The 16,558-nt window shown below is 70.9% G+C and carries 15 protein-coding genes; 7 read left to right on the forward strand and 8 right to left on the reverse strand.

Annotated elements, in window-relative coordinates:
• Nucleotides 1–10 precede the first annotated feature (10 nt).
• Nucleotides 11–331 carry a hypothetical protein gene (locus Ade02nite_RS05400; protein ID WP_203760392.1) on the forward strand — a complete coding sequence of 107 codons (321 nt, stop codon included), beginning with the start codon at nt 11–13 and terminating at the stop codon, nt 329–331.
• Here Ade02nite_RS05400 and Ade02nite_RS05405 read toward each other — a convergent pair.
• Nucleotides 326–1,312, reverse strand: coding sequence for a thymidylate synthase (locus Ade02nite_RS05405; protein ID WP_203760393.1), 987 nt, complete (start codon nt 1,310–1,312; stop codon nt 326–328). The genes Ade02nite_RS05400 and Ade02nite_RS05405 overlap by 6 nt on opposite strands.
• Before the next feature lie 16 nt (nt 1,313–1,328).
• Nucleotides 1,329–1,928, reverse strand: coding sequence for a hypothetical protein (locus tag Ade02nite_RS05410; RefSeq protein WP_203760394.1), 600 nt, complete (start codon nt 1,926–1,928; stop codon nt 1,329–1,331).
• 265 nt (nt 1,929–2,193) lie between these two features.
• On the opposite strand from Ade02nite_RS05410, the gene Ade02nite_RS05415 reads away from it, so the two are divergent.
• The gene (locus Ade02nite_RS05415; RefSeq protein ID WP_203760395.1) at nt 2,194–4,086 is read left to right on the forward strand and encodes a S41 family peptidase; all 1,893 of its coding nucleotides are present in this window, start codon (nt 2,194–2,196) and stop codon (nt 4,084–4,086) included.
• A gap of 7 nt (nt 4,087–4,093) precedes the next feature.
• Here the strand turns inward: Ade02nite_RS05415 and Ade02nite_RS05420 are convergent, their stop codons facing one another.
• Genes Ade02nite_RS05420 through Ade02nite_RS05440 form a run of 5 tightly spaced genes read right to left on the reverse strand, consistent with a single transcriptional unit; the run spans nt 4,094 to nt 10,608 of the window.
• Entirely contained in the window at nt 4,094–5,206 is a 1,113-nt protein-coding gene (locus Ade02nite_RS05420; protein WP_203760396.1) for a Gfo/Idh/MocA family protein, read from the reverse strand.
• Nucleotides 5,203–6,645: a mannitol dehydrogenase family protein gene (locus Ade02nite_RS05425; RefSeq protein ID WP_203760397.1), complete on the reverse strand. Its 1,443-nt coding sequence runs from the start codon at nt 6,643–6,645 to the stop codon at nt 5,203–5,205. The genes Ade02nite_RS05420 and Ade02nite_RS05425 overlap by 4 nt, the downstream gene beginning before the upstream one ends.
• A complete protein-coding gene (locus Ade02nite_RS05430) occupies nt 6,636–7,901 on the reverse strand; it encodes an enolase C-terminal domain-like protein (protein WP_203760398.1) in 1,266 nt (421 codons plus the stop codon). The genes Ade02nite_RS05425 and Ade02nite_RS05430 overlap by 10 nt, the downstream gene beginning before the upstream one ends.
• Nucleotides 7,898–9,313, reverse strand: a complete 1,416-nt coding sequence (gene uxaC, locus Ade02nite_RS05435) for a glucuronate isomerase (RefSeq protein WP_203760399.1) — start codon at nt 9,311–9,313, stop codon at nt 7,898–7,900. Before uxaC ends, Ade02nite_RS05430 begins: the two co-directional genes overlap by 4 nt.
• Complete coding sequence (locus Ade02nite_RS05440) at nt 9,310–10,608, reverse strand: Gfo/Idh/MocA family protein (protein WP_203760400.1); 1,299 nt, start codon at nt 10,606–10,608, stop codon at nt 9,310–9,312. Before Ade02nite_RS05440 ends, uxaC begins: the two co-directional genes overlap by 4 nt.
• A gap of 343 nt (nt 10,609–10,951) precedes the next feature.
• Here Ade02nite_RS05440 and Ade02nite_RS05445 point away from each other — a divergent pair, with 343 nt between their 5' ends.
• The 5 genes from Ade02nite_RS05445 to Ade02nite_RS05465 are packed head-to-tail and all read left to right on the forward strand — an operon-like array spanning nt 10,952 to nt 15,819.
• Nucleotides 10,952–11,986, forward strand: coding sequence for a LacI family DNA-binding transcriptional regulator (locus Ade02nite_RS05445; protein WP_203760401.1), 1,035 nt, complete (start codon nt 10,952–10,954; stop codon nt 11,984–11,986).
• A gap of 15 nt (nt 11,987–12,001) precedes the next feature.
• A complete protein-coding gene (locus tag Ade02nite_RS05450; RefSeq protein ID WP_203760402.1) occupies nt 12,002–13,339 on the forward strand; it encodes an ABC transporter substrate-binding protein in 1,338 nt (445 codons plus the stop codon).
• 34 nt (nt 13,340–13,373) lie between these two features.
• Nucleotides 13,374–14,339: a carbohydrate ABC transporter permease gene (locus tag Ade02nite_RS05455; RefSeq protein WP_239168542.1), complete on the forward strand. Its 966-nt coding sequence runs from the start codon at nt 13,374–13,376 to the stop codon at nt 14,337–14,339.
• Nucleotides 14,339–15,232 carry a carbohydrate ABC transporter permease gene (locus tag Ade02nite_RS05460; protein WP_379035421.1) on the forward strand — a complete coding sequence of 298 codons (894 nt, stop codon included), beginning with the start codon at nt 14,339–14,341 and terminating at the stop codon, nt 15,230–15,232. Before Ade02nite_RS05455 ends, Ade02nite_RS05460 begins: the two co-directional genes overlap by 1 nt.
• Nucleotides 15,229–15,819: a hypothetical protein gene (locus Ade02nite_RS05465; RefSeq protein ID WP_203760404.1), complete on the forward strand. Its 591-nt coding sequence runs from the start codon at nt 15,229–15,231 to the stop codon at nt 15,817–15,819. Before Ade02nite_RS05460 ends, Ade02nite_RS05465 begins: the two co-directional genes overlap by 4 nt.
• On the opposite strand, the gene Ade02nite_RS05470 is transcribed toward Ade02nite_RS05465, so the two are convergent.
• The gene (locus Ade02nite_RS05470; protein WP_203760405.1) at nt 15,753–16,541 is read right to left on the reverse strand and encodes an alpha/beta fold hydrolase; all 789 of its coding nucleotides are present in this window, start codon (nt 16,539–16,541) and stop codon (nt 15,753–15,755) included. The two genes, Ade02nite_RS05465 and Ade02nite_RS05470, sit on opposite strands and share 67 nt — an antisense overlap.
• Between the last annotated feature and the right edge of the window lie 17 nt (nt 16,542–16,558).

Genomic DNA, 16,558 nt, shown 5'->3' on the forward strand with positions numbered 1-16,558 from the left:
TCTTCAGGCCTTGCAGGTGCAGTACGACCAGGATATGTGGGACATCAACGATCCCGACTTCAGCAAGATGAATCACATCCATCTGCATCTGTCGAAGACCGTCGGGAAGCTGGCCGCCATGGTGGAGCCGATGGATCACAAGAACCACCATGACGGCGATGTGGACGTGCACGCGCTGGCGGCCGTGATCGGGCCCATCGTGGCCGACCTCGTGCTCCACGCCGCCCAGCTCGCCAACCTCACCGATCAGAATGTGGGGGCGGCGCTGCGGTCGCGCTATCGGGACAATGCTTCACGGTTCGCGCCGGCGTCGATCTTCGCCGACCTATGACCGTCCCGCTCGTGTGGCCGGCCCGCTGAGGCCGCCGACGGCTCCCGCGCCCGCAAGCAATACCGCGGCGAGCTCGCGGTCGCCGGCCGTGTCGAGGACATGACCGAGCAGGATCCGCTGGACAACGCTGGAGAAGGAGTGGGATCTGTCCCGCTCGGCCTCGTGGGCCCAGGACCGGATCGTGGCGATCGGCACGGCCCGCATCTCGGTCATGCGCGAAGCCAGTTGGCGCAGACCGGGAAGGGAGCAGATGGCGGGCATCGTCACGTTCGTCAGATCCCCGGCCGCCACGCTCTCGGTCACGGCTAATTCCTCCTCATAGAAATGGAGGGAATTGCAGTGATGCGTATACGTCCCGACCTCGACGCCCAATTCGCGGGCCATCAGGCACTGCAGCGAGGTGAGCAGCGGGATGTCGTACGGCATGACCATGATCGCTGACTGGGAGCGCATGGTGCCGATCGCGCTGAGCCGGCCTCCTCGAAGGAAGAACTGGAGCGACGCGATGCAGGGGATGTCCTTCGTGTCGGCGGTCAGGTCGGCCGGGTCGACGAGGAGCATGATCGCCCGTCGGGTGCTGGGATCGCTCGTCAGCCGGCGCCTGGCCATGGCGAATTGCTCGACGGCTCCGAAGAGGCGCGGACCGGGCGCGCTCCGGATGCAGGCCCCGTCGTCGCTGAAGTTCATCGCCCGCGGGTTCCAGTACCCGATCTCGTCCACGGCGTCGCTGCCCGCCACCGTCCACAGGATGTTCGCCAGCAGGTAGGGCACATGGATCGGGCGCGCGGGCCGATCGATGAGAACCCGGCGGGGATCCTCGAGGGAGAACGTGTAGGCCAGGATCTCGCGGAAGGGGCGGACCGCGGTCCCGTACGACGAGCCGACCGACCGCGCGTCGCTCACTCCAGCGACCCGGTCGGCCTCGAGCAGGTCCCCGGCGACGGCGGTCATCGCCTGTGCGAGGTCAGAGAAGGTCGCCATGCCCCACCGACCGGCTTCAGATCTCGGCCGAGGCGAAGAGCAGGCCCCGTTCCTCGTCGGATGCGATCAGGTCGAGGTGGCTCACGAGGAGGGTCTCGATGTACGACTCGGGAGAGTCGTGCCGTATCGCGGGAGCGCCGAGCTCGTTCGCGAAGTCGGCGACCACGACGTCGGTGCCCCGGGATCTCCAGCTCGCACAACTCAGAGGCCGGAAGCCGAAATGAACCAGGCGCCGCACGGCCGTGCCGAAAGCTCTGATGAGCTCCGATCGCCGTCCGGCGACCGACAGCGCCTCGGGGAACGAGTACGGGATCCGTTCCTCGATCAGCAAACCGCGGCCGACACCGATCAGGCGGGGCACCTCGACTCCGGCCAGGGAAACGGCGTCCCGCCGCATGTTCCATTCGTCGACGACATGCGCGGGCCGGTCGGCCGCGGATGTGCTCGCCTTCACGACGTAGATGCCGGCCGGTGAACCATCGCAGAAGACGTCGAAGTCGAGCGCCTGGACGTCGGGTCCGGCGTCGTACCACTCCGACTCGGCGATGCGGAACTGGCCGGCAGCTGCGGGAACGATCCCCAGGACGATGGTCGCCTCCCGCAGGCTTCCCACCATCGCGATCTGCTGCAATTCAACGGATAGGCTCCACTTGCCTGTGGTCACTGCGCCTCCCCGGAGCCAGCGCCATCGTGGAACCCGAACATACGTGGTCGCAAGGTCCCTGACCACCTACCCATTCTCGCGGGGGCTGCCGGTCGCCGAGCTGCCGTCGCGGGCCGAGGGCGGGACAGGGGACACTCCGGCCGCCGCCGGGTCCTCCGTGGGGAGGGTCGTTGATCGGACAGGATCCTGGCGGCCCGAGCGGTCCTACGCTGGGGCGATGACGCAGGCGGAGAGCAATCTTCCGGCGACGGTGTCGCTTCCCGAGTTTCTCGCGACCCACGAGGTCGGCCGGCTCACGCTCGACGAGCGGCGGCTGATCGTACGGCAGGCCCTGCTCATCCTGGAGCAGAACTACGCGCTGCTCGGCTTCAAGGTGGCCCGCTACGGCATCAACCCGTTGCAGCGGCTGCGGCTGCTCGACCAGCGCCTCGCCCGGCAGGACAACGTCCCCGACCGCGAGCTGCGGCTGCACGAGGAGCTCGTGGCCATCTTCAACTCGCTGCGCGACCTGCACACGCGTTACACGCTGCCGGAGCCGTTCAACGGCGTCAGCGCGTACCTGCCGTTCCTGCTCAAGGAGTTCGTCGAGGGCGGCAAGCCCCACTACCTGGTGGGCCGGCTCCAGGACGGGCCGGCCGAGATCGGCGACGAGTCGTTCGGCTTCGGCGTCGAGATCACCCACTGGAACGGGGTGCCGATCGGCCGGGCCATCGACCGGTTCGCCGAGTGCCTGCCGGGCGCCAACCCGGAGGCCCGGCACGCCCGCGCCGTCAGCATGTTCACCGTGCGGTCGCTCGCGTTCGGGCCGCCGCCGGACGAGGACTGGATCCACCTGCGCTACCTCGACCGGCACGGCAAGGTGGGCGAGACCCAGCTCGTCTGGAGCGTCGTGCCGATCGAGACCACCACCGGCGGTTCGGCCGCCTCCGTCGAGACGCCGCTCGCCGTCGACGCCGAGGGCGCCCAGCTGGCCTGGCTGCGCGCCGCCCTCTTCGCGCCCGACGTGCTGAACGACGGGCAGGCCACCCGGTTGATCCCCTCCGAGATGCCGACGGTGTTCGAGGCCCGGCCGGTGCCCGTCGGCGATCGCGTCGTCGGGCATCTGCGCATCCGCACCTTCATGCCCACCGGCAGCGGCGTGCTCGGCTTCGTCCGCGAGTTCATCCGCCTGCTCGGCGAGCTGCCCCAGGACGGCCTGCTGCTCGACATCCGCGGCAACGGCGGTGGCGCGGTCTACGCCTCGGAGATGTGCCTTCAGGCGCTCGTCGCCCGCCCGGTCGAGCCGGAGCCGTGCCAGTTCGCGGCGACCCCGCTCAACCTGCGCATCGTCCGGCAGAACGACCAGCTGAAGGACTGGACCAAGTCGATGGACCAGGCGCTCGACTCGGGCGCGCTCTATTCGGCCGGCGTCCCGCTCACCTCGCCCGACGATCTCACGTTCGTGCCGCAGTCCTATTTCGGGCCGATCGTGCTGCTCACCGATGCCCGCTGCTACTCGGCGGCGGACATCTTCGCGGCCGGCTTCCAGGACAACGACATCGGCCTGGTCCTCGGCACCGACAACAACACCGGCGCGGGCGGCGGCAACATCTGGCACCACGCCGACCTGATCGCGCGGCTGCCCAACGCCGCCGACTCGCCCTACCGCGAGCTTCCGCGCGGCGCGAGCCTCTCGCTGGTGATCCGCCGCTTCCTGCGGGTGGGACCCAACGCCGGCACCCCGCTGGAGGACTACGGCGTCGTGCCCCGCAAACACCACAGCACCACCCGGCGCGACCTGCTGGAGGACGACGCCGACCTGTTCGCCGAGGCCGTCAAGCTCCTCGGCGAGCTGCCCACCCGCCGTTTCGACGTCGAGCTGGCCGAGACCGGCGGCCGGCTGACCGCGGCCTTCACCGTCCAGGGCATCGACCGCGCCGACGTCATCGTCGACGGCCGTCCCCGCTGCACCACTGACCTGGGTCACGACGAGGGCCCCCTGGAGATTCCCGGCGCCACGGGCGGCCGCGAGGTCCGCATCGTCGGCTTCGACCGGGGCAAGGTGGCCGCCGTGCGCACCTTCACCCGCAAGCCCGCCGGCCTCACCCTGAGAAAGACCTTGGGCGACTGAGGGCGCCTCAGGTGACGGGCAGGCGGCGGCGGTAGGGCGGGACCGACCAGGCCACGCCCATCTCCGACGGCAGGGCCAGGGTGGCGGCGGCCCGGCGCAGGACGTCGTTGATGCCGGTGATGGTGCGGTGGCCGCCGTCGACGGTCACCGTGTCGCCGTTGAGCAGGTGGGGGAGGGGGACCTCGGGCACCGTGAGCGCCTCCAGCACCGTGGTGAAGTCGGCGGTCGCCGCCAGCGGCACCAGCAGCGGGGTGCCGTCGGCGCGGTGGTCGAGCAGGTTGGTCAGCAGGTCGGTGCGGCCCGGCACCTCGGTCAGGGTGGTCTCGCCGGCCAGGGCGAGGCGGTCGGTCGGATATTCGAGCAGGGCGCGGCCTTCCGCGCCGCGGGCCTCGATCTCGCCGGCCACGAAGTCCTCGCCGGCCAGCGTGACGGCGACGAGCAGGTGCAGGCCGCTGTCGAAGGTGATGCGGGCGAACGCCGTGTCGTCGACCTCGATGTCGCGGACCCGGTAGCGCTCCACGGCCAGCTGCCGGGGCCGGCCCGCGCCGGCGGCCGTGCCCGTCGCCAGGGCCTGGACGACGGCGTGGGCGAGCGGGTTGACCAGGGCGCCGTCGACCACGGGACGGCCGTCGACGCTGCGGCGGCCGGCCCAGGGGGCGCGGGCGTAGTAGACGTCGTCGCGCCGCCACGACGCCACCGCGCCGATGCCGGTGAGCCGGCCGAGCGTGGGCAGCGCGTCGCGGAAGCGTGCCCATGCCGTGGATCCGAGCGCCTGGAAGCCGACCTGGCAGGCGCGACCGGACGCCGTCAGGGCCGCGGTGAGCGTGCCGTGCGCGGCGAGCGAGGTCACCGGCGGCTTCTCCAGGAGCAGATCGCAGCCGTACGACAGCGCGTCCAGGGCGATCGGCAGGTGGGTGTGCGGCGGCGTGCAGATCACCACCACCTCGGGCCGGGTCTCGGCGAGCAGCGCGCGGTGGTCGGTGAAGACCGGCGCCTCCGGCGAGTCGACCGGCCGCACGTCGGCCAGGCCCACCAGGCGGGCGCGGCCCGACTCGCGGATGGCGCGGCGGTGCCACTGGCCGTGGCCGTTGGCACCGATCAGCGCGACGCGCGCGGTCATCGCACACCCGCGAGGGTGTCCTCGACGCCGTGTTTGGTCAGGGCCGTCAGCCACGTGACGATCTCGGCCCGCAGGCCGGCGTCGGCGGCGAGGTCGGCGGAGAAGACCGTGTCGAGGCCCAGCATCGCGTCCACCACACCCTCGGGCGTCGACGGGGCCGCGGCCAGCCGGGCCCGGATCCGGTCGGCGAGCGGGTCGTCGAGCGGCAGCGCGCTGCCGTCGTCGGCCGTGCCCTGCACGAAACGCATCCAGGCGGCGACCACCAGCGCCGCCCAGTGGGGCGTGACCCCGGCCGCGCGGCAGTCGTCGATGGTGTGCAGCACCCGCTGCGGCAGCTTCTGCGAGCCGTCCATCGCCACCTGGATGGTCCGGTGCCCCATGGCCGGGTTCTCGAAGCGGGTGAGGACCTCGTCGCCGTACGCCAGGGTGTCGACCCCGGGCGGCGGGGACAGGCACGGCGCGATGTCGTCGGCGACGAGGTGCCGCATCGCCGGGAGCATGCCGGGAATCCGCAGCGCCTCGGCGATGGTCTCGCGGCCGGCCAGCGCGCCGAGGTAGGCGATTGCCGAGTGGACGCCGTTGAGGGCGCGCAGTTTCAGGCGTTCCCAGGGCCGCGCGTCGTCGGTCATCACCGCGCCCGCGAGGTCCCACGCGGGGCGCCCGCCGGGGAAGTCGTCCTCGATCACCCATTGGAGATAGGGCTCCCCGCAGACGGCGGCCTCATCGCGCACGCCCAGAGCGCGCTCCGCCAGCGCGAGCGTCTCCGGCGTGCTCGCCGGGACGATGCGGTCGACCATGGTGCCGGGGAAGGTGACGTTGGCGCCGACCCAGTCGGCGGTCGCCGTCGCGGCGGCCAGGTGGTGCACGAGCCCGCGCAGCCGGTGGCCGTTGGAGGGCAGGTTGTCGCAGCTCACCAGCGCGATCGGCCCGGCGCCGGCGCGCTCGCGGGCGGCCAGCCCCCGGATGAGCAGGCCCGGCACGGTGCGCGGCGGCCGGTCGGTCTCGAGGTCGGCGCGCAGGTCGTCGTCGAGCAGCAGCCGCCCGGTGGCCGGGTCGAGCCGGTACGCCTTCTCGGTGACGGTCAGCGTGACCACCCGGATCGCCGGGTCGGCGAGCAGGGCCACCACCGCGCCCGGGTCGGCCGCGGCCCGGCAGGCGCCGGCGAGCGCGCCGATCACCCGGGTGCTGGTGCCCTCGGGGCCGAGCGTGGTGACGCTGTAGAGCAGGTCCTGCGCGGTCAGCGCGTCGACGACGGCACGGGAGCGCGGCGCGACGCCGACGATGCCCCAGTCGCCGCCGCCCTCGGCGATCGCGTCCTCGGTGAAGACGGCTTGATGCGCGCGGAAGAACGCGCCCAGTCCCAGGTGGACGATGCCGGCGGCGGGCCGGTCGACGCGAGGCCGCTTGGCGGCGGGCAGCGATGCTCTGGTCAGTTCCATGCGGGGCCACCCGGAAAGGAGAACTCGGCGATCGACGAGGGCAACAGGTCGGAGCTGTATCCGGGCGCCGACGGCAGCAGGTAGTGGCCGTCCCGGGTGCGTACCGGATCGGCGAAGTGCTCGTGCAGGTGGTCCACGTACTCGATCATGCGTCCTTCCAGGGAGGTGCCCACCCGCAGATAGTCGAAGATCGCAAGGTGCTGCACCAGCTCGCAGAGGCCGACCCCGCCGGCGTGCGGGCAGACCGGCACGCCGAACTTCGCGGCCAGCAGCAGTTCGGCCAGCACCTCGGGGACGCCGGCGACCCGGCAGGCGTCGACCTGCATGACGCCGATCGCCTCGGCCTGGAGCAGCTGCTTGAAGATGACCCGGTTGGCCGCCACCTCGCCGGTGGCCACCCGGATCGGCGCGACGGCGCGCTGGATGCGGGCGTGGCCGAGCACGTCGTCGGGGTGGGTCGGTTCCTCGATCCAGTACGGGTCGAAGTCGGCCAGCCGTGCCATGTTCGCGATGGCCTCGTCGACGCCCCAGATCTGGTTGGCGTCCATCATCAGCAGCGCGTCCGGCCCGATCTCCTCGCGGATGATCCGGGCGCGGCGCACGTCGTCCTCGATCGGGCCGCCCACCTTCATCTTCATGGCGCGCCAGCCTTCGGCGTACGCGGCGCGGGTCAGCTCGCGCACCTTGTCGTCGGGATAGCCGAGCCAGCCGACGCTGGTGGTGTAGGAGGGGAAGCCCTCCGCACGCAGCAGCGCCAGCCGGTCGGCCATGCCGTCGCGGCCCTTGTCGAGGATCGCCGCCGCCTCGGACGGGGTGAGCGCGTCGTCGATGTGCCGGAAGTCGACGCAGGCGACCAGGTCCTCGGTGGGCATCTCGGCGAGCAGCTGCCACATCGGCTTGCCCTCGGTCTTGGCGCGCAGGTCCCAGACCGCGTTGACGAGCGCGCCGGTCGCCATGTGCAGGGCGCCCTTCTCAGGCCCGATCCAGCGCAGCTGGACGTCGGCCGTGAGCGACCGCAGGAAGTCCAGTGGATCGGAGCTCATGTCGAGAACGGCCGGCGCGAGCGCCCGTACGCACGCCGCGGTTATCTCGTTGCCCCGCCCGTTGGTGAAGGTGAATCCGGTGCCCGTGAAGGGCCCATCAGTGATCAACTCGACGTAGGTGGCCGAGTAGTCGCCCCTGTTGATGGAGTCGGAGCCGTCGCCGGCGGCCGCGGTGGGGAAGCGGACGTCGTGCACCCGCACCTCTTCGATCATGATCCGCCGCCCAGGCGGAAGATGCGCTTGGGCAGGTGGTACGCGAGGTCGGCCATCGTCGCGGCGGCCTCGTCGAGCGGCAGCCGGTCCTGCACGACCAGCGAGGCGAGGTAGGCGGCGTCCACCCGGCGCGCGATGTCGTGCCGCACCGGGATCGAGCAGAAGGCACGCGTGTCGTCCACGAAGCCGGCCGTGTTGTAGAAGCCGGCCGAGTCGGTGACGGCCTCGCGGAAGCGCCGCATCGCGTCCGGCGTGTCGAGGAACCACCAGGGCGCGCCCAGGAAGAGCGCCGGATAGCCGCCCGCCAGCGGGGCCAGCTCCCGGCTGAACGCCGTCTCGTCCAAGGTGTACAGCACGACGGTGAGGCGCGGTTCCATGCCGTACGCGTCGAGCAGCGGCCGCAGCGCGTCGACGTACGAGGTGGCCTGCGGGATGTCACCGCCGACGTCGCGCCCGTGCGCGGCGAACAGTCGCCGGTTGTGGTCGCGCACGGCGCCCGGGTGCAGCTGCATCACCAGGCCGTCGTCGAGCGACATGCGCGCGAACTCCAGCAGCATGTGCCCGCGGAAGGCCTCGGCGTCGGCGGCCGTGGCCTCGCCGTGCAGCGCCCGGTCGTAGAGGGCGGCCGCGTCGGCGGGGGAGAGCGCCACGGTGCGCGCCGTCGGGTGCCCGTGGTCCGACGAGGTGGTGCCGACGGCGATGAAGGCCTCGCGCCGCCGGCGCAGGGCCGACAGATAGCCCGCGTACGTGCCGGTGTCCTCCCCGGCCAGCTCGCCCATCCGGGCCACCGCCTCGGCCCAGTCCTCGCGCTCGACGTCGACCACGTTGTCCGGCCGGAACGTGCTGATGACCCGGCCGCCCGGCCCGCCCCACCCGTCGGCGGCGAGCTTCGCGTGCCGGCTCAGGTCGTCGGTGGGGAACTCGGTGGTCGCGAGCACCTCGATGCCGAAGCGCTCGAACAGGGCCCGGGGCCGGAAGCCGGGCTCGGCGAGGCGGGCGGCGATCGCGTCGTACACGTCGTCGGCGGTCTCGCGGCTCAGCCGGGTGCCGACGCCGAAGACCGTGCGGAACGTGCGCTCCAGCCACAGCCGCGACGGGGTGCCGCGGAACAGGTGCCAGTTCTCGGCGAGCAGCCGCCAGATCGCCCGCCCGTCGGTCTCCACCGGGCCGCCGTCGCGGCGGGGCACGCCCAGCCGGTCCGGCGGGATGCCCTGGCTCAGCAGCATGCGGGTGACGTAGTGGTCGGGCACGATCAGCAGCCGGGCCGGGTCGGGAAACGGCTCGTCGTTCGCCAGCAGGGCGGGGTCGACGTGGCCGTGCGGGCACAGCAGCGGCAGGTCGCGCGCGACGGCGTACAGGTCGCGGGCGATGCCGGCCTGGGCGGGGTCGGTGGCGAACACGGGGTCGGTCACGCTGTCACGTCCTTCTCAAGCAGCTCGGCCTCTCCGAGCAGGCCGGCCACGCGCACGGGCGCCGACTGCTCGAGGCTTCGGTTGGCGGCCAGACCGGTGAGCAGCGCCAGCGCGCCGTCCCGGGCGGTGGCGGAGCGGTGCATCGGGTCGGTGCGGCCGCCGAGCAGCACGGCGGTCATCCGGGCGTCCGCGCCGCCGTGCCCCTCCCGGCTGTGCGGTTGCAGCTCCACCTCGTACGGCGGAGCCCAGAACGGCCGGACGGTGAGCGTCACCGATCCGGACTCGGGCGACGCGCCCTGCTTCACCTCGCCGGCCGCCTCCGGGCTGACGTGGTCGCTCTCGACCACCTCGAGCTCGAGCCGTCCCTTGCTGCCGTTGACCATCAGGCGGTAGCCCTCCCAGGGTGCGTACGCCGTCAGGTGGTAGGTCATCGTCGCGCCGGTGTCGTAGCGGACCAGCACGGCGAGGTCGTCCTCGATGGTGATGCCCGGCGCGAAGACGTTGCGGTCGCGCAGGTAGCCGTCGTCGGCCTCGGCGTCGAGGTAGAGCGCCTTGAGCTTGTCGTTGCCGGCCAGGTCGAGCGCGAACGGGTCGCCGGCCGCGGCGGGGCTGCCGTGCGCCCGGTCGTAGTCGCGGGCGTATCCGTGGCGGCGGCCCTGATCGCCGTAGAAGAAGAGCCGGCCCTGCGCGTACACCTGCTCGGGCCGCGCGCCGAGCCACCAGTTCACCAGGTCGAAGTGGTGGCCGGACTTGTGCACCAGCAGCCCGCCGGAGTTGGCCTTGTCGCGGTGCCAGCGGCGGAAGTAGTCGGCGCCGTGCCGCACGTCGAGCAGCCATTCGAAGTGCACGGAGCCGATCTCGCCGATCTCGCCCCGGGCGAGCAGGCCGCGGACCATCTCGTGCACCGGGTTGAAGCGGTAGTTGAAGGCGACCCGCACCTTGCGGCCCGTGCTCCGGACCGCGTCGAGGATCCGGCGGCAGGACGGCGCGTCGACGGTCATCGGCTTCTCGGTGATGACGTCGCACCCCGCCTCCAGCGCGGTGACGATGTGCCCGGCGTGCGTGCTGTCGACGCTGGTCACGATGAGCTCGTCGACGCGCTCCTTGGCGAGCATCGCGGCGAGCTCCTCGGCCCGGTAGGTGGGCACGGGCGTGGCGAGCCAGCGGTTGTGCGCGTCCATGCGCGACTGGTTCACGTCGGCGAGCGCGACGAGTTCGGCGTTCTCCTCCGCGGTGATCGCCTTGAGGAACATCTCGGCGCGCGAGCCGGCGCCGACGAGGGCGAAGCGTCTCATTCGGGGTCCTCCCCGCAGCAAAGGTTTGCAGGGAAGTTAGACAGATCGATTCCTTGGCGTCAACGATCCTCGTCCGTTTCGCCCGTTAAAGACCTCATAAGAGCGCCTTCCGCGCGTCCGTTTGTCATCTCCCTGCAACAGAACGCCATTGACATGTGTGCAACCGCTTGCATTAATGTCTGTCAACCAGTGACCGGGACCACAGCGATCGCCGCCGGTGAGATGGCATTCGGTTATCCGACGCCCGTGGGGTTTGCGGGTGGCGGATAACCGACTGACATCTCACCGGTTACAAGGCGATCGCCTGCGGAGCGAAGCGAAGCCGGAAGTGGAGGGGTGCGTCGTGTCGGTGACCATTCGCGACGTCGCGAAGGCGTCCGGCGTGCACATCTCCACGGTGTCACGCACCTTCTCGGCGCCCCACCTGGTCAACCCGAACACCCGCAGCCGGGTGCTGGCCTGCGCCGAGCAACTCGGCTACCGGCCCAACCGGGCCGCCCGTGCGCTGATCACCGGCCGGACGTACAACATCGGCCTGATCGTCGCCGACATAGCCAACCCGTTCTTCCCGCCGCTGATCAAGGCGGCCGAGAGCCAGGCCCGCAAGCACGACCACCACATCTTCGTCGCCGACACCAACGAGGACCCGGCGCTCGAGGAGGAGGTGGTGCGCGCGCTGGCCAAGCAGGTCGACGGCGTGCTGCTGTGCAGCCCGCGGATGAGCAACGCGCTGATCGAGCAGCTCAGCCGCGAGGTGCCGTTGGTCGTCGTCAACCGGCAGATCACCGGCATCCCGGCCGTCGCGATGGACGTGGCCGGCGGCGCGAGGCGCGCCGTCGAGCACCTGATCGCGCTCGGCCATCGGCGCATCGCCCTGGTCGCCGGGCCGCGCGGCTCGTGGACCAGCCGCGAGATCCGCCGCTCGGCGAGCGCCACGGCCCGCGCCGGGTCCGCCGAGCTCACCATCATCGGACCGAACCCGCCGACGGAGGTCGGCGGTCTCACGGTCGCCGAGGACGTGCTGCGCGCCGGCGCCACCGCGGTGTTCGCCTACAACGACCTCATGGCGATCGGTCTCATCGAGGGTCTGCTGGCCGCCGGGGCACGCGTGCCCCAGGACGTCAGCGTCGTCGGGATCGACGACATCATGCTCAGCCGGCTCACCCGCCCGAAGCTGACCACGGTGGCGACTCCCACCGCCGCCGCCGGTCGGGCAGCCGTCGACATGCTGCTCGCGCATGGCGACGACCGCCGCACCACCGCTCACGTCCATCTGCAGACCGAACTGGTCATCCGCGACTCGACGGGGCCGGGCCCGGGTCCGCACAGCCCTGCGGACCCGGGCGACGTGATCGCCCCCGGAGGTGTCGCCTCCTAAAAAGGAGTCAGCGTCATGGAGCCCATCACGAGGGGCGTCACGCCCGCTCAACGTACCTCTTCGCGGCACCGGACCCGACGCCGCCTGCTCGCCGCCGCCCTCACCCTTCCGCTGCTCGTCGGCGCGGCGGCCTGTGGCGGCGACGACGAAGGCGGCTCGTCCGGCGACAAGGTCGAGCTCTCCATCTTCTGGTGGGGCGCCGAGAAGCGCGCCGAGCTCACCGAGAAGGCGCTCGACCTCTACACGGCCAAGCACCCGAACGTGACGTTCAAGAAGACCTGGCAGGCCAACCAGGGCTACTTCGACAAGCTCGCCACGCTGACCGCGGGCGGCAACGCGCCGGACATCTTCCAGATGGACGACAACTACCTCTCCGAGTACGCGGAGCGCAACGTCACCCTCGACCTCAAGCCGTACGCCGACGAGGGCAAGCTCGACATCACCAAGATCTCCAAGGGCCTGATCGACTACGGCACCGTCGACGGCAAGCTCGCCGGCCTGTCGATGGGCGAGAACACCCAGGGGCTCGTGTACGACAAGACCCTGCTCGCCAAGCACAAGCTGCCCGAGCCCAAGACCGGCATGAGCTGGGAGGACTTCATCTCCTGGGCGGCGACCGTCTCCAAGACCGCCAAGGTGCCGGGCACCCAGGACCCGAGCGCCGTCTACCAGGCCCTCTGGGTCTACCTGCGGCAGAACGGCAAGGACCTCTACAACGGCAAGACGCTCGCCTTCGACGAGGCCGACATCACCAAGTGGTTCCAGCTCTGGAAGGGTGCCCGCGAGGCCGGCGCCACGCCCACCCCGGACGTGATCCACGAGGGCAACGCCACCGACATCAGCAAGCAGCTCGTGGTCACCGGCAAGGCCGGCACCTCGTGGGTCTGGGTCAACCAGATGCCCGAGCTCAAGAAGAACACCGAGAGCGAGCTGGGCGTCATCGCGTACCCGGGTGACACCAGCGCCCAGTGGGCCCGCGGCTCGATGTACTTCTCGGCGTTCCGCGGCACCGAGCACAAGGACACCGTGATCGACGTGCTCAACTTCCTGGCGAACGACCCCGAGGCCGGCAAGATCCTCGGCACCGACCGGGGCCTGCCGCCCAACCTCGAGGTGCGCAAGACGGTCGCCGAGACGGTGACCGACCCCGCCATGAAGCAGACCATCGCGGTGCAGGACGAGCTGAGCAAGTTGTTCGGCCCCACCTCGCCCGGCGTGCCGCCGTCCGGCCACAGCAAGGTCAAGACCGAGCTGGTCCGCATCGCCGAGGAGGTCCAGTACGGCCGTCAGACGCCCGAGCAGGGCGCCGCGGCCTTCGTCACCGCCGCCAAGGCGGCCATCGGCCAGAGCTGAAGATAGGGCTGTCAACACCGTGACCATGGCTCAGATGCCGGTCCGCCCGACCGAGCCGGTGCCCCCGCCCCCCGCCGCCACGCGGCGGGGCGGCCGGGGGCGCCGGCGCCGGGAGGACGTGGCCGGATACGTTTTCCTCTCCCCGTGGCTGCTCGGGCTGATGGGCATCACCGCGATCCCGATGGTGCTCTCGCTCTACCTCAGCTTCACCGACTACAGCCCGCTGATCGACGTCGGCGAGGCCGAGTGGATCGGGCTCGACAACTACCGCGAGATGTTCACCGCCGACCCGTCGTACTGGCACGCCGTGCGGGTCACCGTCACCTTCGCGCTGGTCGCCGTGCCGCTCAAGCTCGCCGCCGCGCTCGGCGTGGCCCTGCTGCTCAACCGCGCGTTCAAGGGCATCGCGTTCTTCCGCGGCATGTTCTACCTGCCGTCGCTGCTCGGCGGCAGCGTCGCGGTGGCGATCGTCTGGCGCAGCATGTTCAACCGCGAGGGCGCCGTCAACTCGTTCCTCGGCTTCTTCGGCATCGAGGGGGCGCCCTGGGTCAACGATCCGCAGTGGGCGCTCGAGACGCTGATGCTGCTGGCGATCTGGCAGTTCGGCGCGCCGATGGTGATCTTCCTGGCCGGTCTCAAACAGGTGCCCGCCGAGCTGTACGAGGCCGCGGCGGTCGACGGCGCCGGGGCGTGGCGGCAGTTCACGCACATCACGCTGCCCATGCTGTCGCCGGTCATCTTCTTCAACCTGGTGCTCGAGACGATCCACGGCTTCCAGGGCTTCACGTCGGCGTTCGTACTCAGCGGCGGCACCGGCGGCCCGGTCGACTCGACGCTGATGTACACGCTGCACCTCTACAACAAGGGCTTCGTCGAGCTGAACATGGGCTACGCCTCGGCGATGGCCTGGGTCTTCCTGCTCGTGGTCGGCCTGATCACCGTGGTGCTCTTCAACACCGGCAAGTTCTGGGTCCACTACTCCGACAACGAGGAGCGGTGATGAGCTCTACCGTCCTGCCGGCCCCGGGCAAGACCACCACGGCCAAGGCCGCCCGGCGCGGCTCCGGCCAGGCCGTCCGGATCACCGCGCTGGTCCTCATCCTCGCGGTCGTGCTCTACCCGCTCGTCTGGATGGTCGGCACGTCGTTCAAGTCGCCCGAGGAGATCGTCAACAACATCGGGCTGATCCCGCGCGAGTTCACGCCGTCCAACTTCAGCGAAGGCTGGAACAAGTTCGACGTGGCGTTCGGGCGCTTCTTCGTCAACAGCGCGATGGTGGCCGTGCTGACGGTCCTCGGCAACACGCTGAGCTGCCTGCTCGCCGCGTACGCCTTCGGGCGGCTGAGGTTCCGGCTGCGCGGCGTCTGGTTCGCCATCATGATCGGCACGCTCCTGCTGCCGGGACACGTGCTGATCATCCCGCAGTACATCCTGTTCCGGACGCTCGGCTGGGTCGGCGGCGACTGGCCGTACCTGCCGCTGCTGGTGCCGCACTTCCTGGCCACCGAGGCGTTCTTCGTCTTCCTCATGGTCCAGTTCATGCGCGGCATCCCGCGGGAGCTGGACGAGGCCGCGGTGATCGACGGCGCGTCGGCGTACTCGATCTTCCGGCACGTGATCCTGCCGTTGTCGCGCCCGGCGCTGGTGACCACGGCGATCTTCTCGTTCATCTGGACCTGGAACGACTTCTTCCGGCAGCTGGTCTATCTGTCCGAGCTCAAGGACTACACGGCACCGGTGGCGCTGACGCTGTTCATCGACTCGACCAGCGAGAGCTCGGTCGGCCCGATGTTCGCGATGTCGCTGCTCTCGCTGGTGCCGGTCTTCCTGTTCTTCGTGGCCTTCCAGCGGCTGCTGGTCGAGGGCATCAACACGAGCGGGCTCAAGGGATGAAGCACGACTCCTGGCGGGTGGCCGCCGACCTCGCCCTGCTCGGCGTCATCGTGTCGCTGGCCTCGTTGCCCGTGTTCACGCTGGGCGCGGCGTTCCTCGTCGCCGGGGCCACGATCCAGCACCACATCTCGTACGGGCGGTGGCTGACCCTCGCGGAGTGCTGGGCGCTGTTCCGGGCCCGTCTCGCCCGCGGCCTGCTCGCCGGTCCGGTGCTGCTGGCGGTGGCCTGGCTGATCGCGGTCGACGTGGCGGCGCTGTCGCGGGGTGCCGCGCCGGGCGGCCGCATCGCGATCGTCGCGGTGGCGGCCGTCGCCGCCGGGTTCGCCGGCTTCGCGGCTCTGGTGGCGGCGCTCGGGTCGTTCCGCCTGGCGCGGGCCGCGGTCGCGGCCCGGCCGGCGGTGCTCGCCCCGATCGGCGGGATCGTGGTGATCGTCGCCGTGCTGGCGATGCTGGTGCATCCGGTGCTGGTGCCCGTGCTGGTGGGCTACGCGCTGTTCGCCGTTCAGTCCTTCTTGTCGACTCAGTCCTTCTTGTCGACGAAGTCCAGCGCGGCCGCGGCGAACAGCGGGGAGTCGACGACGTTGTAGTGGGTCAGGCCCGGCAGGATGGCGAGCGCGTGCCCGCCCTTCGGCCGGCCCTCGCCCATCCAGCCGCCGTCGCGGTGGCCGCCGTCGAGCAGCCCGAACACCTCGACGAAGTGGCTCGGCGGGCACATGTCGGCGTCCGCGGCGACGATCTGCGTCGGCACGCTGATCTTCTTGACCTCCTCGGTGAAGTCGAAGTCCTGCGCCATCGCCTCGCCGATCTTGTCGAGCAGGCGCGGGAAGTCCTCGGGCCGCGGCGCCACGCGCTGGTACAGCTCGTACATCGGGGTGTCCTTCATGAACTCGGCGGCCGCGGCGCCGACCTGGCCCTGCTGCTCCAAAATCTCCGGATAGGTGGCGCTGCGCCGGATCCCGGCCGACCCGGCGACCACGCGGCCGACCTTGCCCGGGTGGCGGATCGCGAGCTGGAGGGCGACGCCGCCGCCGAGCGAGAAGCCCACCACGTCCGGGTTCTGGAGGCCGAGGTGGTCGATGAGCGCCGCGATGTCGTCGGCCATCGTCCGCACGTCCAGGGGCCGGTCGATGTCGGCGGTCCGGCCGTGACCCTGGAGGTCGGGCAGGATCACCCGGTGGTGGTCGGCGAAGGCCGGCAGGGTCGCCGCGAACATCTCGCCCGAGCCGAGACCGCCGTGCAGCAGGATCAGCGGCGTGCCCTCGCCATGGATCTCGTAGTAGAGGTGGAGACCGTTGACCTCGGCGTACATGGTGGCGCTCCTTCGTT

It is taken from the genome of Paractinoplanes deccanensis (assembly GCF_016862115.1).
Lineage (GTDB): Bacteria > Actinomycetota > Actinomycetes > Mycobacteriales > Micromonosporaceae > Actinoplanes > Actinoplanes deccanensis.